This is a genomic window from Streptomyces sp. NPDC053541 (assembly GCF_044544705.1).
GTDB lineage: Bacteria > Actinomycetota > Actinomycetes > Streptomycetales > Streptomycetaceae > Streptomyces.
This window is the reverse complement of record NZ_JBITXM010000011.1, coordinates 155696-181473: the sequence shown is the minus strand read 5'-3', so window position 1 is coordinate 181473 and position 25778 is coordinate 155696. Positions and strand designations below refer to the sequence as shown.

The window sequence follows — 25778 nt, the reverse complement described above, 5'->3', positions numbered from 1 at the left end:
ACTCCCCCGGGCTCCGGCCGGACGAGCCCCGTCAGGCCGCGCCGTCGCGGAGCAGGAGGATGGCGGCGCGGTGGGACGGGGTGGTCAGTTCGGTGTCCAGGGCGGCGGCGCGGGCGGGGGTGAGGACGAGGACGGGCGGGCGGGGCTCGGCGCGGGCGAGGTGACGCAGGCGCAGGTGGGTGGGCGGGTGCGTGTCGTCGACGCAGTGGCCGCGCAGTTCTGCGACGCGGCGGAGCCGCTCGTACTCGTGCCGCGGTACGGAGCGGGCCGCGACGGCGACGCGTTCCCACAGCCCGTCGGCCTGGGCCTCGCGGCGGGCCCGGGCGCCCACCCGGGTGCGGGCGCCGACGATCTCCCGGTGCAGGGCCGCTTCGATGCTCCCGGACACGAGCAGCCGTTCCAGGAGGCCGGTGGCGGCGTCGCGGCCGGCCACCCGGGCGGCGGCGCCGTCGGCGAGGTACTCGCCGCGCTGGGTGGCCCGCAGCGTCGCGCCGTCCAGGAGTGCGGTCAGTCCGTGCACGGCCCAGCGCGGCAGCGCGGTGAGCACGTTGATCAACAGGTCCGACAGGGTACCGCCGTCCTCGCTGCGTGCGAGGACGTAGCGCCAGGTGTCGAGCGAGCACAGGGCGCTGTGGACGAGGAGGCCGTGCCGGGTGTCGCCGTGGGCGTAGTGTCCGAGCTCGTGGCCGAGCAGGGCGATGCGTTCCCGCGGCTCCAGGGTGCTCCACAGCGGCAGGCCGAGCGTGAGCAGGCGGCGCCGGCGGATGCCGTACGTGCTGACGGAGGCGTTCACGCTCGTGTCGAGCAGGACGAGGTCGACGCCCCGGGTGCCCACGCTCGCGGCGATCTCGTCGACGAGTGCGAAGAGCTCGGGCGCGTCGGCGCGTTCCAGGTGGGGCAGTTCGCCCGGGTCCTTCGGCAGGCGGCCGAATCGGGGGCGGAGCGGGACGGCGAGGGCGAGGAGGAACGCGCCGAGCACCGCCTGGAGGCCCTCGCCCCAGCCGGCCACGAGCAGCCACAGCCCCGCGGCGGCCAGTGCCGCGGTGAGGCCGTGCACGGCCAGCGCGAGGAGGGTGCCGAGCCGTGCGGCTCCGCCGGTGCGGCGCGTGACCGGCGCGCCCGGCCCGTCCGCGCCCGGGTCGGCGAGGTCCGCGAACAGCTGCTCGCCGTACCGGTGCGCGAGGCCGCGGCGCAGCCGCTCGACCCGATCGGGCTCGGGCTCCTCCTGGGCCGCGCCCTCGGGGTCCACGTTCCAGCCGCAGGCGGCGCACCAGGTGACGAAGCGCGGGTCGACGGGGACCCGTTCGCCGCAGTCCGGGCAGTCCCGCCCGTCCGCGTACGCGTCGGTGTCCGTGCCCGTCTCCGTATCCGTACCCGCCTCCGCATGCGTATCCGTCTTCGTGCCGGTGCGCGACGGTCTCTCCGACGTGTCCCTGCTCATCCCCACCCCTTGTGATCATGCGTGCGAGGGGGGACCCTACCCCGGCCGGGCGCGGCCGGTGGCACGCCGAAGCCCCCGGGAACGGATCCCGGGGGCTGGACGGAGCGACCTGGAAGGCAAACGACCTAGAAGGTCAGGTTCCAGGCGTCGATGCGGCCCGTGTCCTGGCTCGCGATGTCCTGGACGCGCAGCTTCCAGGTGCCGTTCGCGGCCTCCGCGGAGGCGTCGACCGTGTACGTCTTGGCCACGTTGTCCGTGCTGTCGCTGTTGGAGAAGTCCTCCAGCGGGTAGACGGTGCCGTCCGGGGCGACGAGGGAGAGCACCAGGTCGCCGCGGTAGGTGTGCTTGATGTCGACGCCGACCTTGAGAGTCGCGGGGGCGTTGCCGGTGAGGCCGGAGACGGTGATGGGGCTCTCGACGGTGGCGTTGTCCGCGATGGTGACGTCGGTGAGGTTCTCGAAGTACGAGCCGGTGGGCGGCGGGGTCGTGCCGCTGACCGCCTTCAGCGCGTCGACCTGGCCCTCGCCGAAGAAGCCGTTCTTGGTGGCGGTGCCGGTGCAGCGGGTGTCGGACGGGCAGGCCCTGTCGGTGGCCTGGGTCGCGAGGGCGGTGCGGATGTCGGCCGGGGTGAAGCCCGGGTTGGCGCTCGCGATGAGCGCGGCGACTCCGGCGACGTGCGGGGAGGCCATCGACGTACCGCTCTTGGAGCCGTACTTGCCGCCGGGCAGCGTCGAGTACACGCCGGTGGTGCCGTCGCCGCCGGGGGCGGCGATGTCGATGATCCCGTTGCCGAAGTTGGAGTAGGAGGCCTTGGCGCCGCCGCTGGCCTGGGCGGAGACGGTGACGACGCCCGGCAGCTCGGTCGGGATGTCGATGCAGGCGTTGGTGATCGTGCGGGTGACCGGCGTGGAGTCGTTGGGGCTCTCGCTGTCGGTCGTCTTGTTGGCCAGGTCGTAGTTGGAGTTGCCGGCGGCGGCGACCTGGAGGGAGCCCTTCGACTCGGCGTAGGCCTGGGCGCGGCGGACGCCCTCGATGATGGCGGCCTGGTCGGCGTTGTCCGGGCAGTTGAACTGCCACGGGTCGGTGTAATAGCTGTTGTTGGTGACCTTGAAGCCGTGGTCACCGGCCCACATGAAGCCGCAGATGGTGTTCTCGGCGAAGAAGAGGGTGCTGGTGGGCTCGGCGATGCGGACGGAGGCGATCTTCACTCCGGGGGCGACGCCGATGACGCCCTTGCCGTTCTTCGCGGCGGCGATGGTGCCGGCGACGTGGGTGCCGTGGGTGTCGACGTCCCGCCAGGCGCCGGCGCGGGTGTCCGCCTTGCCGTAGGCACAGGAGACGGAGTCCGCGGCGTCGAAGTTGGGCGCGATGTCCTGGTGCTGGTCGTCGACGCCGGTGTCGAGGACGCCGACCTTGACGGCGGCGGAACCGGTGGTGACGGCCCAGGCCTGGTCGGCCTTGATCTGCGTCATGTCCCAGCGGTTCGACTCGGTGAGGGTGGTCGTCGACTGGGCGGGGTTGGCGGGCAGCGCCGGGTTGTAGGCGTCGGCGGGCACGTCGGAGGTGCGGGTCGCGCCGACCTGCTGCACGCCGGCGACGCCGCGCAGGGTGGCGGCGAAGGAGGCGGAGGTCGAGTGGGCGACGACGACGCCGATGGCGTCGTAGGCGGCGAAGACGGTGCCGCCGTTGGCGGTGACGGCCGAGCGTACGGCGGTGGTGTCACCGGGCGTCGTGATGACGAGGTACGCGCGGGTGCCGGCGGCCCAGGCGGCGGTCGTCGCCGTCCCGGTGGTGGTCGCCCGGGCGGCGGGCGCCTGGCTGCCGGTGGCCGTGGCCGGCCGGTCCTTCGGGACCAGGGGCTGGACGTCTGCCTGCGCGGGGGCGGCGATCGCGACGGTGGCGCCGACGGCGGCGGCGACCGCGACGGGGAGTCTCAGCCGGCTCGATATGTGGGAAAACAATGCGTCCTCCGATGGCCCGGTGGCGCGGGTGGCGCCGGGCCGGGCCCTGTGTGGTGTGGGGTGGACGCAAGATCCCAGGCGAGCGGTAGCGGAGGGAAGGATTCTGCCCGCACTGTCCCTTTCCGTTACCCATTGTTGATCTGACGGGACGCCAGGCCAGGGACATACGGGGGCCGTTGGGGCATGACGCCCGCCATTCCGGCGCCGGCGCCGGAATTCCTTTCGTGGCCGCCCCGGTCCTGGCGCAGAATGACCGCCATGCGCCTCCCCACGCCCGTGCACGTCCTGAACGAGGGCCTCGCGTTCCTGCTGGAACTGGCCGCCCTCGCCGTCCTGGCGTGGTGGGGCTGGGCGAGCCCCGGCCCGCTCGCGCCGCGTCTCCTCCTGGCGGTCGTGCTGCCGGCGGCGGCCGCCTTCGTGTGGGGGCTCTTCGCCGCCCCGAAGGCCCGTTTCCCGGTCGCCCTCCCGATCGTCCTCGCGGTCAAGGCCCTGGTCTTCGGCGCGGCCACCCTGGCCCTCGCCGCCCTGGACCGGCCGGTGTGGGCGCTCGTCTACGGCACGGTGGCCGCGGCGAACACGGCCCTGGCGACGGCCGACCGTCGGGCGGCGATGCACCGGGCCTGAGGGCAGACGGGCCGTCCCGGGGATCCGGTCGTCCCGGAGATCCGGCCGGGACGGGGATCGGCCAGGACGGGGATCGGCCGGGTCAGTCGATCCAGAGCACCAGCGCGTCCCCGTCGGCCGCCGCCCCGCGGACGTACTCCACGAGGGAGCCGAAGTCGTCCCGCGCCCAGTCCAGCGCGGCCGGTTCGTCCCAGATGAGCGGGTAGACCTCCGCCGCGGTGAGCTCGGCGGGGTCCACGCCGTGGACGAGCCGGTCGTAGCTCGTCCGCCCCAGCGCGTCGGCGGCGAGCCGCACCCGCTCGGGGGTCAGGTACCGGGGCTTCCCATAGCCCCAGTCCTCCTCGGTGAGCGTCTCCTCGCCGAAGACGAGGTCGACGGGGAACTCCACGCGCCGCAGCAGGAACGCGAGCAGGTTCCACGTCTGGCCGGTGCTGAACCACCGGCCCTCGCCCCCGTCGACCTCGTCCTGCGCGTCCTGCGCCTCCTCGGCGAGCTCGAGGGCCCACTCGGCGTCCGCGAGGGCCCGCTTCAGCTCGGCGGGGGTCAGGCGCAGGTACTCACCGTTCATGCTCATGGCCAGGCAGCGTACGAGACGGGTCTGACACCGGCCCGTCGGGGGGACGGAGGGCCGACGGTCGCGCACGTCGCCCCGGAGCGCCCTGGCGGGGCCGCCGGCCGGGCTCGTGACCGGTGCTCGCCCCGCCCGCCCGCTGCCGTCGGCGGTCAGGCGCGCCGCGTCCCCGCCCAGCAGGCGAGCGCGACGAGGGCCAGGGTGGCGCTGGTCCAGAGCGGGGTCGTGGTGGCGGCGGCCAGGAGCGGACCCGCGAAGGCGCCGGTGTTGAGGGCGACCGTGGCGAACGCGCCGGAGAGGGAGGGGGCGTCGGGGGCGAGGTGGAGGGTGCGGGAGACCAGGGTGGTGCCGAGGGCGAAGGACAGCGCGCCCTGCGCGGCGGCCAGCAGGAACAGCGGGACGGGGTGTGCGCCGAGGGCGGCGATCAGCGCCCAGCCGACGGGCAGGACGGCGAGGGCGAGCGGCAGGCGGAGGGTCGTGCGGCCGGCGGCGGTGACGCCGAGGAACGCGCCCGTGCCGAACGCGGCGAGCAGTCCGGGCACCGCGACCGGCGGCAGGCCGGCGGTGTCGGTCGCGATGACGGCGAGGAAGGCGAAGCCGGCGAAGGTCGCGCCGTTGACGAGCGCGGCGACCGTGAGGGTGGCGCGCAGCGGGCCGGAGCGCAGCGCCGTGAGCTCGCGCCGCAGGGAGACGTCCGCGGGCCCGGCGGGGACCCGATCGCGGCCCGGGGCGGGGCGGCGCAGCAGCATCAGGAGGGCGGGCAGGCAGAGCAGGGCGACCGCCCAGAACGCCGCGCGCCAGCCGTACGCCGCGCCGAGCACCGCGCCCGCCGGGACGCCGACGACGCATGCCAGGGTGACGCCGGACAGCAGCAGCGCGGTGGCGCGCGGGCGCCGCGCCTCGGGGACGAGCGAGACGGCGTGGGGCAGGGCGAGGGCGAGGAAGCCGGCGTTCATGACAGCGGCGACGGCGCGGGTGCCGAAGAGGACGGCGAAGTCCGTGGTCAGCGCGCCGAGCACGTGGACGAGGACGAACGCGGCGAGGAAGCCGGCGAGGGCGGGGCGGCGCGGCAGCCGGGCGCCGACGGCGGCCATCAAGGGCGCGCCGACGATCATTCCCGCGGCGTAGGCGGCGGTGAGCGCGGCGGCGGCCGCCGGGGCGACGCCGAGGTCGCGGGCGAGGTCGGGCACGAGCCCGGACAGCATGAACTCGGAGGTGCCCTGGGCGAACACGGCGAGCGCCAGGACATGGAGGAAGAGAGGCACGGAAGACGGCTCCGGTGACACGAGGCGGACGAGGGGCGCTCGGTCCGGTCACTCGGGGCGCGGGCGCGCGCGTCCGGGCAGGCGCGGCCGGGCCGGGACCGCGGGGGTCCGGCTCAGCCGTCGGTGCGCCGCCGGGGTCGAATGACCGGCGGCCCGGTTCTGTCCGACTCGGGGCTCGTCACCCGGCTGACGGTAGCGGGCCCGCCTCTCCCCCTCAAACGCTTTTCCCTGCCCTCGGCGGCTCGGAGTCTCTCCTTCGGCCCCGTGCCGCGCGTCCCCCGCCTCCCCGCCTCTCCCCCCTGCTCGTCACACGGGGTCGGCGAGTTCCGCCAGGGCCTTCGTCACCGCCGTCACGGACGCCTCCGAGGCGGGCAGCAGCGGAAGACGGACGTCGGGTGTGGGGATGCGGCCCTGGGCGTGGAGGACGCCCTTGACGACGGTGGGGTTGGGTTCGGCGAAGAGGAGCGCGGAGAGGTGGGCGAGGCGGTGGCCGAGGGAACGCGCACGGGCGGCGTCGCCGGTGCGCCAGGCCTCGGCGAGGGCGGCGAAGCGTTCGGTGGCCAGGTGGGCGGAGGCGAGGATGCCGCCCACCGCGCCGAGGGCGAGCAGCGGGGAGACGAAGACGTCGTCGCCGGCGAGGACGGCGAAGTCCTCCGGGAGGTCGCCGAGGAGGGCCACGGTGTCCTGGTCGACGCCACCCACGGCGTGCTTGACGCCGATCACGCCGGGGAGCGAGCCGAGCGCCCGCAGGGTGGCGGCGTCGAGGGTACGGCCGGTGCGGTACGGGATGTGATAGACGATCAGCGGTACGGGGCTGTCCGCGGCGAGCCGGCGGAAGTGCGCGAGCACGCCGTCCGGCGAGGGGCGCACGAAGGCGGGCACCGTCACCAGGGCGGCCGCCACCTCCGGCCGGGCGCCCAGTTCGGCCAGCTCCCGGCCGGCCGCCGCGGTGGCGCCGCCGCCCGCGCCGACGACGAGCGGGACGCCGCGCTCGCGGCAGACCCGGGCGCAGGTGTCGACGACCGCGGCGCGCTCGTGGGGTTCGAGGGCGCCGACCTCGCCGGTGGTGCCGAGCGCGACGATCCCGGTGGCCCCGCCGTCGAGGACGGAGTGCCCGAGGGCGTCCAGCGCGTCGAGGTCCGGGCGCCCGTCGGCGCCGAAGGGGGTGACGAGGGGGACGAGGATGCCGTGGGGAGTGAAGTCCAGTTCCATGCCGTCGAGGGTGGCGGCCGGCAACCCCTCAGGTCCAGTTCGCTTTTCCGATGCCGACCATAAGCGGAACTGATGCTCGACCGGCGCGCACCGGCGCACGGCAGCACGGGCTACGCCTCGGTCCGGGGGCGCGCGCCTGGACACCCCGGTCCGGCGGAACGGCTCGGGCGGGCCGGGCCCGGCCCGTACCGTAGTCCGCGGAATCCGCCGGTCCGGCAGGTCCGGCACGGCAGCCGGAAGCGGCGGAACGGGCGAAGGGGAGCACGCGGCATGACGGAACGGGGCGGGGACGCGGAAGCGTTCGACACGGGCGTCGAGGCGTGGCGGGAGTGGCAGGAGGAACCGTGGGGACGGTTGCGGTACGCCGTGGCCGAGGCGAACCTCCTGCGCCATCTGCCGCCGGCGGACGAGACCACGGCGGAGACGACCGCGGAGACAGTGGCGAACACGGCGGCGGAGACGACGGCTGAGGCTGCGGCGAACAGCCGGGCACTGCGGGTGCTCGACCTCGGTGGCGGGGACGGCGGGGACGCGCTGCGGCTGGCCGCGCACGGCCATCACGTCACCGTGGTCGACTATGCGCCCGCCATGCTGGCGACCGCCGCGCGCCGCGCCGTACGGGCCGGGCTCGGCGACCGGATCGCGTGCGTGACGGCCGATGTCACCGCGCTGCCCTCCGCGTTGGCGGACGGCGGCTTCGACCTCGTGCTGCTGCACGGCGTGCTGCCGTACGCCCGCGACACCACCGGCACCCTGGGCGCGGCGCTCGGGGCGGCCCGGGAGGGCGGGCTCGTGTCGGTGATCGCCATGAACCGGCACTCCGAGCCGCTGCGCGCGGCGGTGCGCACGATGGACCCGGACGGCGTCCTCGCGGCGCTCGACGCGCCGACCGTGCACACCGACCTCTTCGACGCGGAGCTGCGGCTGCACACCGAGCAGGAGCTGGCCGGGGCGCTGCGCGAGCTGGGCTGCGACGAGGTGCACCCCTACGGGATCCGGGTGTTCTGCGACTACATCCCGGACGACGCCGTGAAGTTCGACCCGGCCTACTACGCCCGCCTCGAACGCCTGGAGATCGCGACCGCCGGCCGCGCCCCGTACCGGCACACCGCCCGGCTGCTGCACCTCCTCGCCGTGAAGGGGCGGGGTCCGGGACGGGGGCGGGGATAGCCCCTCGGGGCCGATCGGCGCCGGGGCGCGGGTCAGAGCAGGTCGGGCTCGGCGAACAGGGCCTCGATCCAGTAGGCGCTCGCCTCGTGGCAGTCGTCGGCCGGGGTCCCGGGGAAGAGCCGGAACCAGGACACGGCGCGCGAGAGCGCGGCGAGCCGGACGGCGAGGGTCGCGGCGCGGCGCAGCTCCGGCAGCGGGGTCCCGAGCTCGGCCCAGGGTTCCAGGTAGGCGTCGCGGACGGCGGTGACGGACTCCGGCCCGTACCGCTCGCGCACGTCCCGGGCCGGCACGAGGAGGCTGGCGAAGGGGTGGGCCACGGCGGCGTCGCCCCAGTCGAAGAAGGTGAAGCGGCCGGCTGCGGGTGCGAGGACCTGCCCGTCGTGCAGGTCGCAGTGGTCGAGCGAGTCGGGGACGCCGGAGGCGTCGAGCTCGGCGCACCAGTCGAGCAGCCGCGGCCGTCCGGCGCGCAGGGTCCGGCGGGTGTCGGCGGCGAGGGTGGGGTTGGTCTCGACGAGGTGGTCGAAGATCTCCGGCAGCTCTGCGGTACGGGCGCCGGGGACTCCGAGCGCGGCCAGCCGGTCGGCGTACGGGGTGAGGGCGCGCTGCATCCGCGCGTACTGCCCGACCGCCGTGAGCCAGTCGGCCCGGCCGGCCTCGCCGCGGTCGAGCGCGCCGCGCAGCAACGGGCCGCCGTCGGGCCACAGCGCCCAGCCTCGTGCGGCGTCGACCGCGAGCGGGGTCATCACGTGCTCGGGCACCCAGGTGGCGAGGGCGTCGCCGAGGGCGGCCTCGAATCCGGCGGCCGGGGCGCTGGCCTTGAACCAGACGGCGTCGCGCTCGCCCGGGCCGGTGCGGAAGCGGACCAGGACGGACCAGGGGCGGACGCGGGCCTCGCGGGGGCCGGTCTCGGTCAGTCCGTGCCGGGCGAGGTGGGTTCGCACCCAGCCGAGGGCCTCCGTGCGCCAGTCGGTGCGCTCCCAGGGCGTGACCGCGTCAAGGAAGCGGCCCCGGTCGACGGTGGTCGACTGCTCGGCCACAGCCCCGGCCCTGGTCCCGGTCCCGGCGCCGTCTTCGGCGGCGGTTGCCGGTCCGTCCGCCGTCGGTGTCTGCGGCTGCGTCTCCGTGTCACTGCGCATCCGGCGATTGCACCACCGGGGCCCGGCCGGGCGCACCCGGTTTTGGCGTGACCGGCCGCATGCCGGCCCCCGGAACGCCGGGAGCCGCCGTCGGGCCGGGCGTCAGTCGCGCTCGGTGGCGCGGGCGGCCTTCTCGGCCTTCTCGGCGCGCATCTCCTTGATGCGGGCATTGTCCTTGCGGACCTCGGCCTGGGTGGCGCGCTCCTTCTGCAACCACTCCGGGTTCTCGGCCTTCAGGGCCTCGATCTGCTCGGTGGTGAGGGCCTCGGTCACGCCGCCGCGGGCCAGGCCGGAGATGGAGACGCCGAGCTTGGCCGCCACGACGGGGCGGGGGTGCGGGCCGTCGCGGCGCAGGTCGCGCAGCCACTGCGGCGGGTCGGTCTGGAGGGCGTTCAGCTCGGCGCGGGTGACGATGCCCTCGCGGAAGTCGGCGGGGGTGGCGTCGAGGTAGACGCCCAGCTTCTTCGCCGCGGTGGCGGGCTTCATGGTCTGGGCGTTCTGCTGCTGCGTCATGCCGACAAGAATATCGGGCAGGTGCGCGCCCGCCGACCACGGCCGGTAATCTGGCCTGGTGACAGGCTCGGACGCATCCCTCACCCCCGTTCCCGCCCCGGCCCAGGACCACCCGGCCGGGGAGCACCCCGCCGAGGGGCCGGTCCCGGAGCACGCCCCGGAGTCGGGCACGGACCGGCCGGAGGCCGCCGGCCCCGTGTTCCGGCTCGGCTATGTGCCGGGGGTCACGCCCGGGAAGTGGGCGCGGGTCTGGACCCAGCGGCACCCCGAGGTGCGCCTCGAACTGGACCAGGTGACCGCCGCCGAGGCGGAGGGGGTGCTGCGGGAGCGCGGCGCGGACGCCGCCCTGCTGCGCCTCCCGGTGGACCGCACGGTCTTCAGCGCGATCCCGCTCTACACGGAGACGACCGTCGTCGTCTGCCCCAAGGACCATCTGGTGTCGGCGGCGGACGAGGTCACCGTCGAGGACATCGCCGAGGAGGTCGTGCTGCACCCGCTGGACGACACCCTCGACTGGGAGCGGCCGCCCGGCGAGCCGGCCTTCGAGCGTCCGGCGACGACCGCGGACGCGATCGAGCTGGTGGCGGCGGGCATCGGACTGCTGATCGTCCCGCAGTCGCTGGCCCGGCTGCACCACCGCAAGGACCTCACGTACCGGACGATCACCGGCACCCCGCAGTCGCAGGTGGCGCTGGCCTGGCCGGAGGAGGCCACCACCGACCTGGTGGAGGACTTCATCGGGATCGTGCGCGGGCGGACCGTGAACAGTTCGCGCGGCCGCCGTCCCGACGACAAGGCGAGCAAGTCGGGTAAGCCCGATGGAGCCGATAGGGCCGACAAGTCCGGCGGGTCCGCCAAGGCGAAGGCCCGGGGCGCGTCCGCGGCCGGGAAGCCCAAGGGCCAGGGCAAGGGGCAGGGGCAGAAGCAGCAGTCGGGCGGGGGCGGCCGCCGGAAGGCGGGCGGCGGTGCCGCGCCCAGGAGCTCGCGCTCCGGAAAGCCGCGCCGCCGTTCCTGAACCGAGATCTCGGTCCCGCGCGGCAGGGCCTGGTCGGGCGGCAGGCTCCGACGGCCGGGGCCGACCCGGCGGCCGGGCCGGCTCCTCCGGGTGGGGCCGGCTCCTCCGGGTGGGGCCGGCTCCTCCGGGTGGGGTTGCGGCCGACGCCCACGGGCAGGCACGCCGGGATGAGACCGCCGCTCTTCGCCCCGCCTTCGCCGCCGCTCTGCAACGCTTCGACCGGGACATCGAACGACTCGCCGGCCGCCCCGAGGGGCGCCCCCGACCCGGAGGACCCCACCCATGCGCGTCGCCCTGTTCGTCACCTGCGTCAACGACGCCCTGTATCCGGCGACGGGGGTGGCGACCGTCCGGCTCCTCGAACGTCTCGGCGTGACCGTCGACTTTCCGGCCGAGCAGAGCTGTTGCGGGCAGCCGCAGTTCAACACCGGGTACCGCGCGGAGGCGGCGCCGCTGGTGCGGCGCACGGTGCGGGCCTTCGAGGGTTACGAGTACGTGGTGACGCCGTCCGCTTCGTGCGCCGCGATGGTCCGCGGCCACTACCGGCACTTCGGCCCCGAGGCGGCCGAACTCGGGCCGCGCACCTACGAACTGACGGAGTTCCTGGTCGACGTCCTCGGGGTGACCGACGTCGGCGCCCACTGTCCGCACCGGGTCGCCTACCACCCGTCCTGCCACGGCCTGCGGATGCTCGGGCTCGGCGACCGGCCGCTGCGGCTGCTGCGCGCGGTGCGGGGCCTGGAGCTCGTCGAGCTGCCGGGCGCCGAGGAGTGCTGCGGCTTCGGCGGCACGTTCGCCGTGAAGAACCCGGCCGTGTCGGCGGCGATGGCCGCCGACAAGGTGCGCAACGCGCTCGACAGCGGCGCCGAGGTGCTGTGCGGGGCGGACAACTCCTGTCTGATGCACCTGGGTGGCACGATGAGCCGGATGCGGGTGCTGCCGGAGCTGCGGCCGGTGCACCTGGCGGAGATCCTGGCGAGCACGGAGAAGGAGCCCCTCGTATGAAGGACGCCCCTGGCACGAAGGACGCCGCCGGCACGAAGGACGCCACTGGCGGCGGCACGTTCCTCAGCATGCCCGCCTTCCCGGCCTTCCCGGCGGCGGCCCGGGAGGCGGTGGGCGACGGGACGCTGCGCGCCAACCTGCGGCACGCCACCCGCACGATCCGCGACAAGCGGGCCCGGGCCGTCGCCGAACTGCCCGACTGGGCCGAGCTGCGCGAGGCCGGCCGGCGCATCAAGGACCACACGCTGCGCCATCTCGACCGCTACCTCGTGCGGTTGGAGGAGTCGGTGACGGCGGCCGGCGGCACCGTGCACTGGGCGGCCGACGCCGCCGAGGCCAACCGGATCGTCGCCGAGCTGGTGAAGGCGACGGGCGAGACCGAGGTCGTCAAGGTCAAGTCGATGGCCACCCAGGAGATCGGCCTCAACGAGGCCCTGGCGGCCGAGGGCATCCGCGCCTACGAGACGGACCTCGCCGAGCTGATCGTGCAGCTGGGCGACGACCGGCCCTCGCACATCCTCGTGCCGGCGATCCACCGCAACCGCGGCGAGATCCGCGACATCTTCCGCTCCGAGATGGCCGCCTGGGGCCGGCCGGCCCCGGACGACCTCACCGACACGCCCGCCGAACTGGCCGAGGCGGCGCGGCTGCACCTGCGGGAGAAGTTCCTCCGGGCCAGGGTCGGCGTCTCCGGCGCCAACTTCATGGTGGCGGAGACCGGCACCCTGGTCGTCGTCGAGTCCGAGGGCAACGGGCGGATGTGCCTCACCCTGCCCGAGACGCTGATCTCGGTCGTCGGCATCGAGAAGGTCGTGCCCACCTGGCGGGACCTGGAGGTCTTCCTGCAGACCCTCCCCCGCTCCTCGACGGCCGAGCGGATGAACCCGTACACCACGATGTGGACGGGCACGACCGACGGGGACGGACCGCGCGCCTTCCACCTGGTGCTGCTCGACGCGGGCCGCACCGACGTCCTCGCCGACGCCACCGGCCGGCAGGCCCTGCGCTGCATCCGCTGCTCGGCCTGTCTCAACGTCTGCCCGGTGTACGAGCGGGCCGGCGGGCACGCCTACGGCTCCGTCTACCCCGGGCCGATCGGCGCGATCCTCACGCCCCAGCTGCGCGGCACGGCGAGCGCGGTCGACGCCTCGCTGCCGTACGCCTCCTCGCTCTGCGGGGCCTGCTACGAGGTGTGCCCGGTCGCCATCGACATCCCCGAGGTCCTGGTGCACCTGCGCGAGCGGGTCGCCGAGGCGGGCGGCCCCGGCCACCGCCTGGAGCGGGCGGCCATGAAGGCGGCGGGCTGGGTCCTGGACCGCCCGAAACTGCTGGCCGCGGGCGAACGCCTGGCCTCCCGCACCCGCGCCCTGCACCCCAAGCGCCCGCCGGGCGCCGGGGCCTGGACCGAGAGCCGCGACCTGCCGGAGGTGCCGGCGGAGTCGTTCCGCGACTGGTGGAAGAGGAACCGCACATGAGCCGCCCCCGTCCCTCCTCCCGGGACCTCGTCCTCGGCCGGATCCGCGCCGCCGTCGCCGGCGCGCCCGGGACGCCCGAGCCGGAGCGGACCTATCTGCGGCAGCACGTGCCGGACGATCCGGCCGCCCTGGTCGACCTGCTGCACGAGAACCTCGCCGACTACCGGGCCGTGGTCCACCGCACCGACCCGGCCGGCCTCCCGGGGCTCGTCGCCCGGCTGCTCGCCGGGCACGGGGCCGCGAGCGTCGTGGTGCCGCCGGGGCTGCCGCAGGAGTGGCTGTCCGAGGTCCCGCGCGAGATCGAACTCCGCCCGGACCAGGGTGAACTGACGGCCCGACAACTGGACGCCACGGACGCCGTGGTGACCGGCTGCGCGGTGGCCGTCGCCGAGACCGGCACCCTCGTCCTGGACGCCGGCCCCGCCCAGGGACGGCGCGCGCTCACCCTCGTACCCGATGTGCACCTGTGCGTCGTACGGGTGCCGGACCAGGTGGTGGCCTCGGTGCCGCTCGCCCTGCCGCGGCTCGACCCGCGGCGCCCGCTCACCTGGATCTCCGGCCCGTCGGCGACCAGCGACATCGAGCTGGACCGGGTGGAGGGCGTGCACGGGCCGCGCCGGCTCGACGTGCTCCTGCTCGGCGCCGGCTGACCGCCCGAGAGGCCCCGTACCGGCCCCTGCGGCCCTCGCGGCCACGGGCGGCGCGGCCTCCTGCGTGCCGGACGTCGCGGCGAGGACGGCGGGCGCGGGCAAGGACCCGCTGGTCTCGGACGGCACGTGCACGCCGCAGACCCCGACGCCACCGCCTACGCCGACCCCGACGTCCACGTCGAACCCGACCCCGGCGCCCACGCCGAGCGGGACCACCGGGACCACCGGGACCACCGGGACCAGCCTCGGCGTCGGAGCCGGCTCCACCGGCTCCAGCAAGGCCGACGGCAGGAGCCATGGCAACGTCCGGGGCGGCTCCCCGATCACCTACCGGTCGCCGGTCCGCACCACCGGCGCCGTCTCGATCACGTGGGGCTCCCTACCACCGTCGCCCCGACGGAGGACGAGCGGAACGCCGGGAGGTTGCGTGCCACCCAGGCGGCGAAGGGCGCGGCCGGGCGGCCGAGGACCTGCTCGACGTCCGGGCTGACGCGCCGTTCGGCCGGGAGCGGGGTGCCGAGGATGTCGAGGGTGCCGGTGACGACCTCCTCCGGCATGAAGCCGGCGAGGTGGGCGTGTGCCTGCTCCCGGGTGAGCTCGACGAAGGCGAGGTCCTCGCCCAGCGCCTCCGCGAGGACCTCGGCCTGGCGGCGCGGAGTGATCGGCTCGGGGCCGGTCAGCTCGTAGGTGCGGCCCGCGTGCCCGTCCCCGGTGAGCGCCGCCGCGGCGACCGCGGCGATGTCCGCGGGGTCGACGACCGGCAGGGCCACGTCCCCGAAGGGGGCGACGACGGTGCGGCGGGTGCGGACGGACTCGGCCCAGGCGAAGGCGTTGGAGGCGAAGCCGCCCGGGCGCAGCACGGTGAACTCCCGCCCCGATTCCCGTACGGCCGTCTCGAACTCCCGCAGCCGGGCGTGCGAGACGGCGTCCGGGCGGGTGGCGCTCGCCTGCGAGGAGACGAGGACGATCCGCTCGACGCCGGCCGCCTTCGCGAGGTCGAGCAGGGCGGACGGGTGCTCGCCGCGGCTGTTGAGGTCGCCGCCGAGCAGCAGGAACAGGGCGCGGGAGCCGTCGAGCGCGGGGCGCAGGCTCTCGGCCGTGCCGAGGTCGGCGCGGACCCGGCGGACGCCGGGGGTCGCGGGCGCGGCGGGATCGGCCTGCCGGGACACGGCGACGACCTCCTCGCCGGTTTCCGCGAGCAGCTCGACGAGCGTGCGTCCGATGTTTCCGGTGGCACCGGTGACGGTGATCATGTGTCCCCCTGGGATCGGCCCGCGTACGGGCTGGTGGGTTGGCGCGTTGGCAGCCAGCCGGCAAGTTAGTTAGTCGACTGACTAAGACGTAGGACAGCACACCACGGAGGACGGGCGGTTGTCTATAGTCAGTCGGGTGACTGACTCAGCGAATCGACGGGCCCGGGCCTCGCAGAAGCGGCAGCGCCTCGTCGCGGCGGCGGCGCGGGTGCTCCACGCGCAGGGCGTCGAGCGCACCACGCTCGCCGACATCGCGCGCGAGGCCGAGGTGCCCGTGGGGAACGTCTACTACTACTTCAAGACCAAGGACGACCTGGTCCTGGCCGCGCTCTCCGAACACCGGGCGCACTTGGCCGGGCTGACGGCCCGTCTGGAGGAACTGTCCGATCCGCGCGAGCGACTGAAGGGCCTCGTCGGCGCGTGGGTGGAGCAGCGGGAGATGGCCGCGCTGCACGGCTGCCCGACGGGCACACTGGCGGCCGAGCTCGACAAGCGGGCCGACGGCACGCTCGACGCGGAGGCCGGGGCGGTGATCCGCGAGCTGCTCGACTGGGTCGCGGCGCAGTTCCGGGCGCTGGGCATGGCCGACCCGGAGGGTCTGGCGCTCACCCTGGTCTGCGCGTACCAGGGGATGTCGCTGCTGGCCAACGCCCTGCGCGAGCCGGAGGTGATGAGCCGTGAGGGAGCCCGGCTGACGGCGCGGCTCGACGCCCTGCGGGCGCCCGACGGCGAGCTCTGAGCGGGCTCGGCCGCCGCGGGGCGCCGCGCGGGACCCGGGTCCTCAGAGGTCGAGGGGAAGTCCGGTGTAGTTCTCGGCGAGTTCGGCGGCGGCGTGCGGGGAGGCGGCGATCCGGTCGAGCTGGGAGAGCTGGAGCCGGGTGTCGAAGGAGTCCTGGCCCGGGTCGGTGTGGAGGGTGGTGGTCATGAAGTACGAGAAGTGCTCGGCCCGCCAGACCCGGCGCAGGCAGGTGTCGGAGTAGGCGTCGAGCAGTTCGGTCGAGCCCGTCGCGTGGTGGTGGGCGAAGGCGCGCGCGAGGACGACGACGTCGGCGGCGGCGAGGTTGAGGCCCTTCGCGCCGGTGGGCGGCACGATGTGGGCGGCGTCGCCGGCGAGGAAGACCCGACCGTACCGCATGGGTTCGGTGACGGAGCTGCGCATCGGCAGCACGGCCTTCTGGGTGACGGGCCCGCGGGTGAGCCGCCAGCCGGGGGCGGCGCGCAGTGCGAGGCGGGCATCGAGCTCGTCCCACACGCGCGCGTCGGGCCAGTCGGCGGGGTCGGTGCCGTTGGGGACCTGGAGGTAGAGCCGGCTGACGGCGGGCGAGCGCATGCTGGCGAGGGCGAAGCCGCGCTCGGAGTGGGCGTAGATCAGCTCGTCGTAGACCGGCGGTGCGTCGGCGAGTATGCCGAGCCAGGAGTACGGATAGGTGCGCTCGTGGGTGCGGCGCTGGTGCTCGGGGACGGCGTGCCGGGTGACGCCGTGGTAGCCGTCGCAGCCGACGACGTAGGCGCAGTCGAGGGTCCGCTCGCGGCCCTCGTGGACGAAGCGGACGCGCGGGGCGTCGGTGTCGGCGCCCTCGACGGCGGTGACCTCGGCTCCGAAGAGCAGCGGGCCGCCTTCGGCGAGCTGGAGGGCGACGAGGTCCTTGACGACCTCGGTCTGGGCGTAGACCCAGACGCGCCGGCCGCCGGTGAGGCCGGGGAAGTCGATGCGGGTGGCGCGTCCGTCGTGGCGGAGTTCGATGCCGTCGTGCGGGATGCCCTCGGCGTCGAGGCGGGCGCCGGCTCCGGCGGCGCGCAGGGCGTCGACGGTGGCCTGTTCGAGGATGCCGGCGCGCTGCCGCCGCTCGACGTAGGCGCGGTCGCGGCTCTCCAGGACGACGCTGTCGATGCCGGAGCGGTGGAGCAGCCGGGCCAGGAGCAGGCCGGAGGGGCCTCCGCCGATGATGCCGACGGTGGTGCGCATGGAATCTCCTCGTCGCCGTGGACCCGGGGGTGGCTCGGGCCCCCCGCACGTCCGCCTGTTCGCATAGTGAAGAGACTTTCACTATGCTGGGAGTCTGGTCGCGGTCCGGTGCGCCTGTCAACGGGCTGCCGCGCCCGGTCCACGTCGTGTTCACTACGGGGACCGGGGACCGAAGATCCACCACGGAGAGCCCATGCCCTTGCCGCCGCCCTCGACCGACGCGAACGTCGACGACCCCGCCGCCACGGCCCCGCCCGAGGCGGTGACGCCGCTGCTGCGCGGGATCGGCGTGCTGCGCCGGCTCACCGGCGCGGGCGGGCGCATGCCGGTGGGCGAGCTGGAGCGCGCCACCGGGCTCGCCCGCTCCACGGTCGACCGGATCACCGGCACGCTGGCCCGCATGGGCTATGTGCGGGTCGAGGGGCGCGACGTGGTGCTGGCGCCGCCGCTGCTCGAACTCGGCAACGCCTATCTGGCCTCCGTACGGCTCCCCGGCCTGCTCGGCGGCCTCGCCGACGCGCTCGCGGACGAGCTCGACGAGTCGGTGTCCCTGGCCGTGCCGGACGGGGACGGGATCCGTTTCGTGCACCAGGCGACCCGGCGCCGCGCGATGTCGGTGAGCTTCCGCATCGGCGACCTGCTTCCGGCCGAACGCACGGCGCCCGGGCTGCTGTTCGCCTCCGCGTGGGACGCGGCCGGCTGGGCGGCGTGGCGGGAGCGGCGGTCGGCCGACCCGGCCGGACGCGGCTTCCCGGCCGCCCCGCCGAGCGGGCGCGCCGACGCCGTGGACTTCGCCGAGCGGGCCGCCGAGGCCGCCCGGCACGGGTGGGCGGTCGACGACCAGCTCGTGGAGCCGGGCCTGGTGGCGCTCTCCGTGCCGGTACGGGACGGGGCCGGGCGGATCGTCTGCGCGCTCAGCACCGTCAGCCACACCAGCCGCCACGACACGGCCTCGCTGCGCGCGGACCTGCTGCCGCGCCTGCGGGAGACGGCCGCGGCGATGGAGCGGGTGCTGCGAGAGGCGCCGGCCGAGGAACCGGCCGCGCCGAGCGGCCTGGCGGCCTGGACGGCGGACTCCAAGCAGGAGCTGGGGCGGGAGTTCGTGGAGTCTCTGGCGCGCGGGCTCACCGTGATCACGGCCTTCGGCGCGGGCCGGGCGGAGCTGCCGCTGACGGCGGTCGCGGAAGCCACGGGACTGGCCCGGGCGACGGCGCGGCGGGCCCTGATCACCCTGGAGCACCTGGGCTGCGTGGCGACGGAGGGGCGGGCCTTCCGGCTCACGCCGCGGGTGCTCGACCTCGGCTTCCCGCCGCTGTCGCGCACGACGCTCACCCGGATCGCGCAGCCGCACCTGGCCCGACTGGCCGAGCGGGTGCGCGAGTCCACCTCCCTCGCGGTCCTGGTGGGCGACGACGTGCAGTACACCGGCCGGGTCGAGACCAGCCGCATCATGAACGTCCACATCACGCTCGGCACCCGCTTCCCCGCGTACGCGACCTCCATGGGCCGGGTGCTGCTCGCCGACCTGCCGCCCGGGGAACGCGCGGCGCGCCTCGCCGGGGCGGCGCCGCGGCCCCTGACCCCGTACACGGTGACGGACCGCGCGGAGCTCGGCGCCCTGCTCGACGAGGTGGCGCGGGCGGGGTACGCGCTGGTCGACCAGGAGCTGGAGGAGGGACTGCGGTCCATCGCGATGCCGGTACGGGACCGGGCCGGGCGGGCGGTGGCGGCGGTGAACGTGGCCCTGCACGCGAGCCGCCGCACGCCCGAGGAGTGCGTGCGCGAGGTGCTGCCGGAGTTGGCGGCGGCGATCGCCGGCATCGAGGCCGATCTGCACGTCACGGAGCGCTTCGCCCGGGTGCCCGCCCACTGAGCCCCGCCGCGGCTCCGCGGCACACGGGCACACGGGCACACGGGCACGGGGTCACGCCTCGTCGGGGTCCTCCAGGACGCGCTGGGCCACCGCGAAGGCGGCGTTGGCCGCGGGCACGCCGCAGTAGACGCCGGCCTGGAGGAGGGCGGCGGCGATCTCGGCGTCGTCCAGGCCGTTGCGGCGGGCCGCGCGCAGATGGAGCGCGAGTTCCTCGTGGTGGCCGCGAGCCACGAGGGCGGTGAGCGTGATGAGGCTGCGTTCGCGGCGCGAGAGGGTCGGATCGGTCCAGATCTCGCCCCAGGCGTAGCGGGTGATGAACTCCTGGAAACGGGCGGTGAGCGGGGTCTGCCGGGCTTGTGCCCGGTCGACGTGGGCGTCGCCGAGGACCGCGCGGCGGGTCGCCGTACCGTGCCGTCCAAGGGCTCCGGAGGGCGAGCCGAAGTGCGCGCGGAGCGCGGCGGTGACCGCGCCGGGCTGCTCGGCCGGGGCCAGGTGCGAGGCGCCGGGGAGTTCGGTGAGCGCGGCGCCCGGCACGGCGTCGGCGATCTCCCGCAGGTGGGCGGGGGGTGTGGCGGGGTCCTCGCGGCCCGCGACCAGCAGGGTGGGCGCGGTGATGCCGGCGAGGCGGTCGCGCAGGTCGAAGGCGGCGAGCGCGTCGCAGCAGGCGGCGTACGCGGCGGGGTCGGCGGTGCGGTGGTCCTCGATCAGCCCGGGCACGGTGAACCCGGGGGTGAACCAGCGGGCGGCTGCGGTGTCGGCGAGCCGGCCCAGGCCCTCGCGCCGCACCTCGGCCGCGCGGGCGAGCCAGGGGTCGGCGCCGCCGAAGTGGGCGGAGGAGCAGAGCACGGCGAGCCGTTCGACGCGCTCGGGGTGGTGGGCGGCGAGGTGCAGGCCGACGGCGCCGCCGAGGGAGACGCCGGCGTACGAGAAGCGTGCGGCGCCCAGCGCGTCGGCGAGGTCGAGGACGAGCCGGGCCAGGTCGGCGACGGTGGCGCCGGGCCCGACGAGGTGGGCCGGCGAGCGGCCGTGCCCGGGCAGGTCCCAGCGGACCACCCGGTGGGTGGCGGCCAGTTCGGGCGCGACGGCGTCCCACAGGGCGGTGGAGGTCCCCAGCGAGGGCCCGAGGAGGAGAACGGGCGCGGTGGCGGGGCCTTCCGAGATGTGGTGGAGGACCGACGGGGCCCCCGGGGTGGTGCCGGTCATGGTCAAGGTCGCTCCAGAGCACGGTCGATGAGGGCCCCGGCGTGGCCGGTGGCCCGGGCGGGGTCGGTGAACGCCGCGAGTGCGGCGGGGTCGAGGCCGGAGGACTCGTCCCACCCGGCCACGAGTTGGGCAGGCCAAGGCCGCAGCGAGGTGCCGGTCATGGTCAAGGTCGCTCCAGGGGGCAGTCGGTGAGGGCCCCGGCGTGGCCGGTGCCGGCCCACCCGGCCACGTGTTGGGCCCGGCCAGGGCCCCAGCAGGGTGCCGGTCATGGTCAAGGTCGCTCCAGGGGGCAGTCGGTGAGGGCCCCGGCGTGGCCGGTGCCGGCCCACCCGGCCACGAGTTGGGCAGGCCAGGGCCCCAGCAGGGTGCCCGTCATGGTCAAGGTCGCTCCAGAGCACGGTCGATGAGGGCCCCGGCGTGGCCGGTGGCCCGGGCGGGGTCGGCGAGCGCCGCGAGTGCGGCGGGGTCGAGGCCGGTGGACTCGGCCTGCTCGGCGAGGAGTTCGGTGAGCGGGCGGCTTTCGGCGCGGGTGCGGGTGGCGAGTTCGGTGACGAGGTCGCGGGCGGCGGCCCGGCCGAGCCGGGGGGTGAGGGCGGTGGCGAGGCGTTCGGCGACGAGGAGGCCGCCGGTGCGGTCGAGGTTGGCGCGCATCGCGGCCGGGTCGACGCGGAGGGTCGCCACGAGGGCCGCGGTGTGGTGGGCGGCGCCGCCGACCAGGCGCAGCAGTTCGCGCAGCGGCTCCCATTCGGCGTGCCAGGCGCCCGCGGGCCGTTCGTCCTCGGCGACGAGGCTGCCGTAGAGGCTCGCGGCGAGGTGCGGGGCCCGGCGGGCGGCGGCGAGGACGAGGGTGGCGCGGACCGGGTTGGCCTTGTGGGGCATGGCGGAGGAGCCGCCGCCGGTGCCCTCGGCGAGTTCGCCGAGCTCGGTGCGGGCGAGGGTGAGGACATCGGCGGCGATCTTGCCGAGCGCGCCCGCGGTGTGGGCGAGGGCGCCGGCCAGGTCGGCGATCGGTGTGCGCAGGGTGTGCCAGGGCAGGAGGGGCGCGGCGAGGCCGAGTTCGGCGGCGTACGCGGCCGGCAGCCCGGTCGCGTCGCCGTCGGGCCGGTGGTCGGCGAGGGCGGCCAGGGTGCCGGCGGCGCCGCCGAGCTGGGCGGGCAGCCCGTCCCGTACCGCGGTGGTGCGGTCGCGGGCGTCGAGGACGAGGGAGCGCCAGCCCGCCGCCTTGAGTCCGAAGGTGGTGGGGACGGCGTGCTGGGTGAGGGTGCGGCCGGCCATCACGGTGTCGCGGTGGGCGGCGGCGAGGGCGGCCAGCGCCCTCTCGGCGCGGGCGAGGTCGTCGAGGACGGTTCCGAGGGCGCGGGCGGCGACCAGCATGGCGGCGGTGTCCAGGACGTCCTGGCTGGTCGCGCCGAGGTGCACGTGGGCGCCCCACTCCCCCGCGGCCTCGCGCAGCGCGCCGACGAGCGGGATGACCGGGTTGCCGCCCGCCCGCGCCTGGAGGGCGAGCCGGTGCGGGGAGAAGCGGTGCGCGTCGGCGGCCGCCGCGGTGATGGCGCGGGCCGCCTCGGCGGGCACCGCCCCGGTGGCGGCCTGGGCGCGGGCGAGGGCGGCCTCGGCGTCGAGCAGGGCCCGCAGGAAGGCGCCGTCGCCGGTGGCGGCCTCGGCGGGCAGTCCGGCGCGGACCGGGGCGAGCAGACCGGCGTCGACGAGGTGCGGCCCGTCCGGGCCGGGGTCCGGGTCGTGGTGCTCGTGGTGGGTCACCGGAACTCCAGGAAGACGGTCTCGCGCTCGCCCTGGAGGCGGATGTCGAAGCGGTGGGTGCGGTGCGGCTCCGGGGCGGCGATCAGGGTGGCGCGCCGGTCGGCGGGGAGCCGGTCGAGCAGGGGGTCGGGGCCGTCGGCGAGGTAGGCGCGGGTGTAGAGGTGGTGGAGCAGGCCGCGGGCGAACACGCAGACGGCGATGTGGGGTTGGCCGGGGTTGCCGGGCGGCAGGGTGTGCAGGGCGTAGTGGCCGTCGGCGTCGGTGGCGACCCGGCCGAAGGCCGTGAAGTCGGTGCCGTTGCGCCCGAGATGGCCGCCGGTGACCGGGTCGCGGCGCAGCGAGCCGGGCGCGCCGGTGAGGGAGCCGTCGGGTGCGGCCTGCCAGAACTCCAGGAGGGCGTCCGGCACGGGGTCGCCGGCGCCGTCGAGCACGTACCCGTGGAGGGTGATGCGGTCGGGGTGCCCGGCGGGGGCCACGTGCTCGCCCTCGGGGAAGGGCAGGGCGTAGCCGTAGAACGGTCCGACGGTGTGGGAGGGGGTGGGCAACGCCCGGGGGCCGGGGGTCGCGGTGGTCATCGGCCTTCCTCCGTCCAGGTGGCGGCGGGTCCGTCGAGGACGATGTCCCAGGCGTAGCCGAGGGAGAACTCGGGGACGGACAGGGCGTGGTCGTAGCGGGCGACGAGGCGCTCGCGGGCCGCCGGGTCGGTCACGGAGCGCATGATGGGGTCGTGGGCGAGCAGCGGGTCGCCGGGGAAGTACATCTGGGTGACCAGGCGCTGGGTGAACGCCGTGCCGAAGACCGAGAAGTGGATGTGGGCGGGTCGCCAGGCGTTGGTGTGGTTGCGCCAGGGGTAGGCGCCGGGCTTGACGGTGGTGAAGGTGTAGCGGCCCTGGTCGTCGGTCAGGGTGCGGCCGACGCCGGAGAAGTGGGGGTCGAGCGGGGCCGGGTGCCGGTCACGGTGGTGGGCGTAGCGGCCGGAGGCGTTGGCCTGCCACAGCTCGATGAGCTGTCCGCGCACGGGCCGCCCGTCCCGGTCGAGGAGCCGGCCGGAGACGGTGATCCGCTCGCCGAGCGGCTCCCCGGCGTGCATCCGGGTGAGGTCGTTGTCGTGCTCGGTGACGTCGGTGGGCCCGAAGACGGGCCCGGCGAGCTCGACGGCCTCGGGGTCGCCGGCGGCGTCGACGGCGACCAGCGGCCGGTGGGGGTGGCGGAGCAGGGAGCTGCGGTACGGGGGGTAGTGGCGCGGCGGGTGGTGGCGGGGCGGTGCGCCGGCGGCGCGGGCGGTGTCGTAGGCGTCCTGGAGGGCCGCGATCTCGCTGTCGATGCGGTCCTGGGTGAGCTGGTCGTCCATGCGGAGGGGTTCTTTCCTCTCGGGGCGGAAAGGCGGGGCGCGTCAGGCGGTGGGGCGGGCGCGCTCAGGCGCGGGCAGGGGCCTCGCCGGCCGGGGCCGCGGGTGCCGGGCTGCCGGTGGCGGGTGTCCCGGGCTCCGGGGCGGGGTCGCCGGCCGGGGCCGCGGGTGCCGGGCTGCCGGTGGCGGGTGTCCCGGGCTCCGGGGCGGGCTCGCCGGCCGGGGGCACGGGGCGGCCGTCGGGGCCGAGGACCGGGGCGGCGGTGCGGGCGGCGACCTGACCGGGGGTCACGCCGGGTGCGGTCTCGACCAGGACGAGGCCGTCGGGCGTCACGTCGAGCACGGCGAGGTCGGTGATGATCCGGTCGACGCAGCCGCGGCCGGTCAGCGGCAGGTCGCACTCGGCGACGATCTTGGGGGTGCCGTCCTTGGCGGTGTGGCTGAGCACGACGATCACGGTGCGGGCGCCGTGGACGAGGTCCATGGCGCCGCCGATGCCGGTGACGAGGCGCCCGGGCACGGCCCAGTTGGCGAGGTCGCCGCGGGCGGAGACCTGCATGCCGCCGAGGACGGCGACGTCGACGTGGCCGCCGCGGATCATGCCGAAGGAGAGCGCCGAGTCGAAGAAGGAGGCGCCGGGCAGGACGGTGACGGTCTCCTTGCCCGCGTTGATCAGGTCGGGGTCGACCTCGTCCTCGGTGGGGTAGGGGCCGGTGCCGAGGATGCCGTTCTCGGAGTGGAGGACGACCTCGACGCCGTCGGGGAGGTGGTTGGGGATGAGCGTGGGCAGTCCGATGCCCAGGTTCACGTACTGCCCGTCGCGCAGTTCGCGGGCGGCACGGGCGGCCATCTGCTCGCGGGTCAGGCTCATCGGGTCGTCCTCTTCTCCACGCCCTTGTCCGCGGCCTGTTCCGGGGTGAGTGCGACGACGCGCCGGACGAAGACGCCGGGCAGGTGCACCTCGTCGGGGTCGAGGGCGCCGGGCTCGACGAGTTCCTCGACCTCGGCGACGGTGACCCGGCCGGCCATGGCGGCGAGCGGGTTGAAGTTGCGGGCGGCGGCGTGGAAGACGAGGTTGCCGTGCCGGTCGCCGCGGGCCGCGCGGACCAGGGCGAAGTCGGTGCGGATGGCGCGCTCCAGGACGTACGGGACGCCGTCGAACTCCCGCACCTCCTTGGGCGGCGAGGCGAGCGCGACGCCGCCGTTCCCGTCGTACCGCCAGGGCAGTCCCCCGTCGGCGACCTGGGTGCCGACGCCGGCCGGGGTGTAGAAGGCGGGGATGCCGCAGCCGCCGGCGCGCAGCCGCTCGGCGAGGGTGCCCTGCGGGATGAGCTCGACCTCCAGTTCGCCGGCCAGGTACTGCCGGGCGAACTCCTTGTTGGCGCCGATGTACGAGCCGGTGACGCGGGCGATCCGGCCGGCGGCGAGCAGCACGGCGAGCCCGCTGTCCAGCGCGCCGCAGTTGTTGGAGACCACGCCCAGTCCTCCGACGCCCCGGGCGTGGAGCGCCCGGATCAGGGTGGTGGGCACGCCGCTGAGGCCGAAGCCGCCGACGGCGAGCGTCGCCCCGTCGGGGATGTCGGCCACCGCCTCGGCGGCTCCGGCGACCACTTTGTCCATGGGAAGCCTCTCGTCCCCGGGTCACGAGTGCGGTCTCGCGGCCCGATCGAAGGAGTCGGCGTAATTCGTCAGTGCACTGAGCATCTGCGCCGACCGCGCCATGCTGGCAGCCGGGCCGCCCGCCGTCAACGCCTTGCGGACGGGAGGACGGCCCGGCTCCGGGCTCCGGAGGGCCGGGCGGGTATCGTTCCGTGCACCGACAAAGCGGCGGGCACGGCGGGAAGGAGCGCACGATGGGCGCGGTGGATCTGAGCACGCATCCCGGGCACCTGGCCCGCCGGCTCCAGCAGGCCCACCACCTGCTGTGGACGACGGTGGTCTCGGAGGAGATCACCTCGCCGCAGTTCGGCGTCCTCAACGCCCTGGTGGCCGAGCCCGGCCTGGACCAGCGGACCGTGGGCGAGCGGGTGGGCCTCGACCGGTCGACGATCGCCGAGGTGGTGAGCCGGCTCATCCGGCGCGGTCTCCTCGACAAGGTGCGCGACCCGGAGGACGGACGGCGCTTCCTGCTCCGCCCGACCGACGAGGGGGCCCGGGTCCACCGCCGTCTGACCGTGCGGACCGCCCGGATGAACCAGATCTTCCTGGCGCCTCTCTCCGCGGAGGAGCAGACCCAGTTCCTGTCGCTCCTGCGCCGCGTGTCCGACGCGGCGGAGCAGCTCAGGGTCCCGGCGGAGCCGGTCGCCGCACCCTGACGGCCGGGCCCCGGCGGGCGC

The 25778-nt window shown here is 75.7% G+C and carries 24 protein-coding genes and 1 pseudogene; 9 read left to right on the top strand and 16 right to left on the bottom strand.

Annotated features, from left to right (window positions below):
- Positions 1–31: 31 nt before the first annotated feature.
- Complete coding sequence (locus ACIGW2_RS27475) at positions 32–1441, bottom strand: M48 family metalloprotease (RefSeq protein ID WP_399846659.1); 1410 nt, start codon at positions 1439–1441, stop codon at positions 32–34.
- A gap of 125 nt (positions 1442–1566) precedes the next feature.
- Positions 1567–3402: a S8 family peptidase gene (locus tag ACIGW2_RS27470; RefSeq protein ID WP_399846657.1), complete on the bottom strand. Its 1836-nt coding sequence runs from the start codon at positions 3400–3402 to the stop codon at positions 1567–1569.
- Positions 3403–3660: 258 nt separating this feature from the next.
- On the opposite strand from ACIGW2_RS27470, the gene ACIGW2_RS27465 reads away from it, so the two are divergent.
- Entirely contained in the window at positions 3661–4026 is a 366-nt protein-coding gene (locus ACIGW2_RS27465; RefSeq protein ID WP_399846656.1) for a YrdB family protein, read from the top strand.
- 82 nt (positions 4027–4108) lie between these two features.
- Here the strand turns inward: ACIGW2_RS27465 and ACIGW2_RS27460 are convergent, their stop codons facing one another.
- From ACIGW2_RS27460 to ACIGW2_RS27450, 3 genes are all read right to left on the bottom strand, one after another.
- The gene (locus tag ACIGW2_RS27460; protein ID WP_391655469.1) at positions 4109–4600 is read right to left on the bottom strand and encodes a YfbM family protein; all 492 of its coding nucleotides are present in this window, start codon (positions 4598–4600) and stop codon (positions 4109–4111) included.
- A 149-nt stretch (positions 4601–4749) separates the two neighbouring features.
- Entirely contained in the window at positions 4750–5862 is a 1113-nt protein-coding gene (locus ACIGW2_RS27455) for an MFS transporter (RefSeq protein WP_399846654.1), read from the bottom strand.
- 306 nt (positions 5863–6168) lie between these two features.
- Positions 6169–7074, bottom strand: coding sequence for a dihydrodipicolinate synthase family protein (locus tag ACIGW2_RS27450; protein WP_391655467.1), 906 nt, complete (start codon positions 7072–7074; stop codon positions 6169–6171).
- A 270-nt stretch (positions 7075–7344) separates the two neighbouring features.
- Here ACIGW2_RS27450 and ACIGW2_RS27445 point away from each other — a divergent pair, with 270 nt between their 5' ends.
- Positions 7345–8244, top strand: coding sequence for a class I SAM-dependent methyltransferase (locus tag ACIGW2_RS27445; protein WP_399846652.1), 900 nt, complete (start codon positions 7345–7347; stop codon positions 8242–8244).
- Between the two features lie 32 nt (positions 8245–8276).
- On the opposite strand, the gene ACIGW2_RS27440 is transcribed toward ACIGW2_RS27445, so the two are convergent.
- Together ACIGW2_RS27440 and ACIGW2_RS27435 are read right to left on the bottom strand one after the other, a co-directional pair.
- Positions 8277–9281 carry an aminoglycoside phosphotransferase family protein gene (locus ACIGW2_RS27440; RefSeq protein ID WP_391655465.1) on the bottom strand — a complete coding sequence of 335 codons (1005 nt, stop codon included), beginning with the start codon at positions 9279–9281 and terminating at the stop codon, positions 8277–8279.
- 201 nt (positions 9282–9482) lie between these two features.
- Complete coding sequence (locus ACIGW2_RS27435) at positions 9483–9893, bottom strand: DUF5997 family protein (RefSeq protein ID WP_391655464.1); 411 nt, start codon at positions 9891–9893, stop codon at positions 9483–9485.
- Positions 9894–10089: 196 nt separating this feature from the next.
- Here ACIGW2_RS27435 and ACIGW2_RS27430 point away from each other — a divergent pair, with 196 nt between their 5' ends.
- The 4 genes from ACIGW2_RS27430 (at position 10090) to ACIGW2_RS27415 (ending at position 14038) form a co-directional block, all read left to right on the top strand.
- Positions 10090–10908: a LysR family transcriptional regulator substrate-binding protein gene (locus ACIGW2_RS27430; RefSeq protein WP_391655587.1), complete on the top strand. Its 819-nt coding sequence runs from the start codon at positions 10090–10092 to the stop codon at positions 10906–10908.
- Between the two features lie 282 nt (positions 10909–11190).
- A complete protein-coding gene (locus ACIGW2_RS27425) occupies positions 11191–11913 on the top strand; it encodes a (Fe-S)-binding protein (protein WP_391655463.1) in 723 nt (240 codons plus the stop codon).
- Between the two features lie 68 nt (positions 11914–11981).
- Positions 11982–13388: a lactate utilization protein B gene (locus tag ACIGW2_RS27420; protein ID WP_399846854.1), complete on the top strand. Its 1407-nt coding sequence runs from the start codon at positions 11982–11984 to the stop codon at positions 13386–13388.
- A complete protein-coding gene (locus ACIGW2_RS27415; protein ID WP_399846651.1) occupies positions 13385–14038 on the top strand; it encodes a lactate utilization protein C in 654 nt (217 codons plus the stop codon). The genes ACIGW2_RS27420 and ACIGW2_RS27415 overlap by 4 nt, the downstream gene beginning before the upstream one ends.
- A gap of 365 nt (positions 14039–14403) precedes the next feature.
- Here ACIGW2_RS27415 and ACIGW2_RS27410 read toward each other — a convergent pair whose 3' ends face one another.
- Positions 14404–15291 carry an NAD(P)H-binding protein gene (locus tag ACIGW2_RS27410; RefSeq protein WP_391655461.1) on the bottom strand — a complete coding sequence of 296 codons (888 nt, stop codon included), beginning with the start codon at positions 15289–15291 and terminating at the stop codon, positions 14404–14406.
- Between the two features lie 136 nt (positions 15292–15427).
- Between ACIGW2_RS27410 and ACIGW2_RS27405 the strand changes: the two genes are divergently transcribed.
- Positions 15428–16030 (top strand): TetR/AcrR family transcriptional regulator, encoded by a 603-nt coding sequence (locus ACIGW2_RS27405; RefSeq protein ID WP_391655460.1) that lies wholly within the window; start codon positions 15428–15430, stop codon positions 16028–16030.
- A 42-nt stretch (positions 16031–16072) separates the two neighbouring features.
- Here ACIGW2_RS27405 and ACIGW2_RS27400 read toward each other — a convergent pair whose 3' ends face one another.
- The gene (locus tag ACIGW2_RS27400) at positions 16073–17257 is read right to left on the bottom strand and encodes a 4-hydroxybenzoate 3-monooxygenase (RefSeq protein WP_399846649.1); all 1185 of its coding nucleotides are present in this window, start codon (positions 17255–17257) and stop codon (positions 16073–16075) included.
- 193 nt (positions 17258–17450) lie between these two features.
- On the opposite strand from ACIGW2_RS27400, the gene ACIGW2_RS27395 reads away from it, so the two are divergent.
- Positions 17451–19130, top strand: a complete 1680-nt coding sequence (locus ACIGW2_RS27395; RefSeq protein ID WP_399846648.1) for an IclR family transcriptional regulator C-terminal domain-containing protein — start codon at positions 17451–17453, stop codon at positions 19128–19130.
- Positions 19131–19181: 51 nt separating this feature from the next.
- On the opposite strand, the gene pcaD is transcribed toward ACIGW2_RS27395, so the two are convergent.
- The 7 genes and pseudogenes from pcaD to ACIGW2_RS27360 all read right to left on the bottom strand — a co-directional run bounded on the left by pcaD (position 19182) and on the right by ACIGW2_RS27360 (position 25062).
- A complete protein-coding gene (pcaD, locus tag ACIGW2_RS27390; protein ID WP_391655457.1) occupies positions 19182–20333 on the bottom strand; it encodes a 3-oxoadipate enol-lactonase in 1152 nt (383 codons plus the stop codon).
- A gap of 2 nt (positions 20334–20335) precedes the next feature.
- Positions 20336–20494, bottom strand: a complete 159-nt coding sequence (locus tag ACIGW2_RS27385; protein ID WP_391655456.1) for a hypothetical protein — start codon at positions 20492–20494, stop codon at positions 20336–20338.
- A 217-nt stretch (positions 20495–20711) separates the two neighbouring features.
- On the bottom strand, positions 20712–22094 hold the full coding sequence (gene pcaB, locus ACIGW2_RS27380) for a 3-carboxy-cis,cis-muconate cycloisomerase (protein WP_399846647.1): 1383 nt from the start codon (positions 22092–22094) through the stop codon (positions 20712–20714).
- Positions 22091–22669, bottom strand: a complete 579-nt coding sequence (gene pcaG / locus ACIGW2_RS27375) for a protocatechuate 3,4-dioxygenase subunit alpha (protein ID WP_391655454.1) — start codon at positions 22667–22669, stop codon at positions 22091–22093. The genes pcaB and pcaG overlap by 4 nt, the downstream gene beginning before the upstream one ends.
- Positions 22666–23445: a protocatechuate 3,4-dioxygenase subunit beta gene (gene pcaH / locus ACIGW2_RS27370; RefSeq protein ID WP_399846645.1), complete on the bottom strand. Its 780-nt coding sequence runs from the start codon at positions 23443–23445 to the stop codon at positions 22666–22668. Before pcaH ends, pcaG begins: the two co-directional genes overlap by 4 nt.
- Positions 23446–23677: 232 nt before the next feature.
- Positions 23678–24313, bottom strand: a pseudogene (locus ACIGW2_RS27365) (CoA transferase subunit B); the annotation flags it as partial.
- Positions 24310–25062, bottom strand: a complete 753-nt coding sequence (locus ACIGW2_RS27360) for a CoA transferase subunit A (protein WP_391655451.1) — start codon at positions 25060–25062, stop codon at positions 24310–24312. The gene ACIGW2_RS27360 and the pseudogene ACIGW2_RS27365, both read right to left, overlap by 4 nt.
- Before the next feature lie 233 nt (positions 25063–25295).
- Between ACIGW2_RS27360 and ACIGW2_RS27355 the strand changes: the two genes are divergently transcribed.
- Positions 25296–25757 (top strand): MarR family transcriptional regulator, encoded by a 462-nt coding sequence (locus ACIGW2_RS27355; protein ID WP_361581811.1) that lies wholly within the window; start codon positions 25296–25298, stop codon positions 25755–25757.
- The last annotated feature ends 21 nt before the right edge of the window (positions 25758–25778 follow it).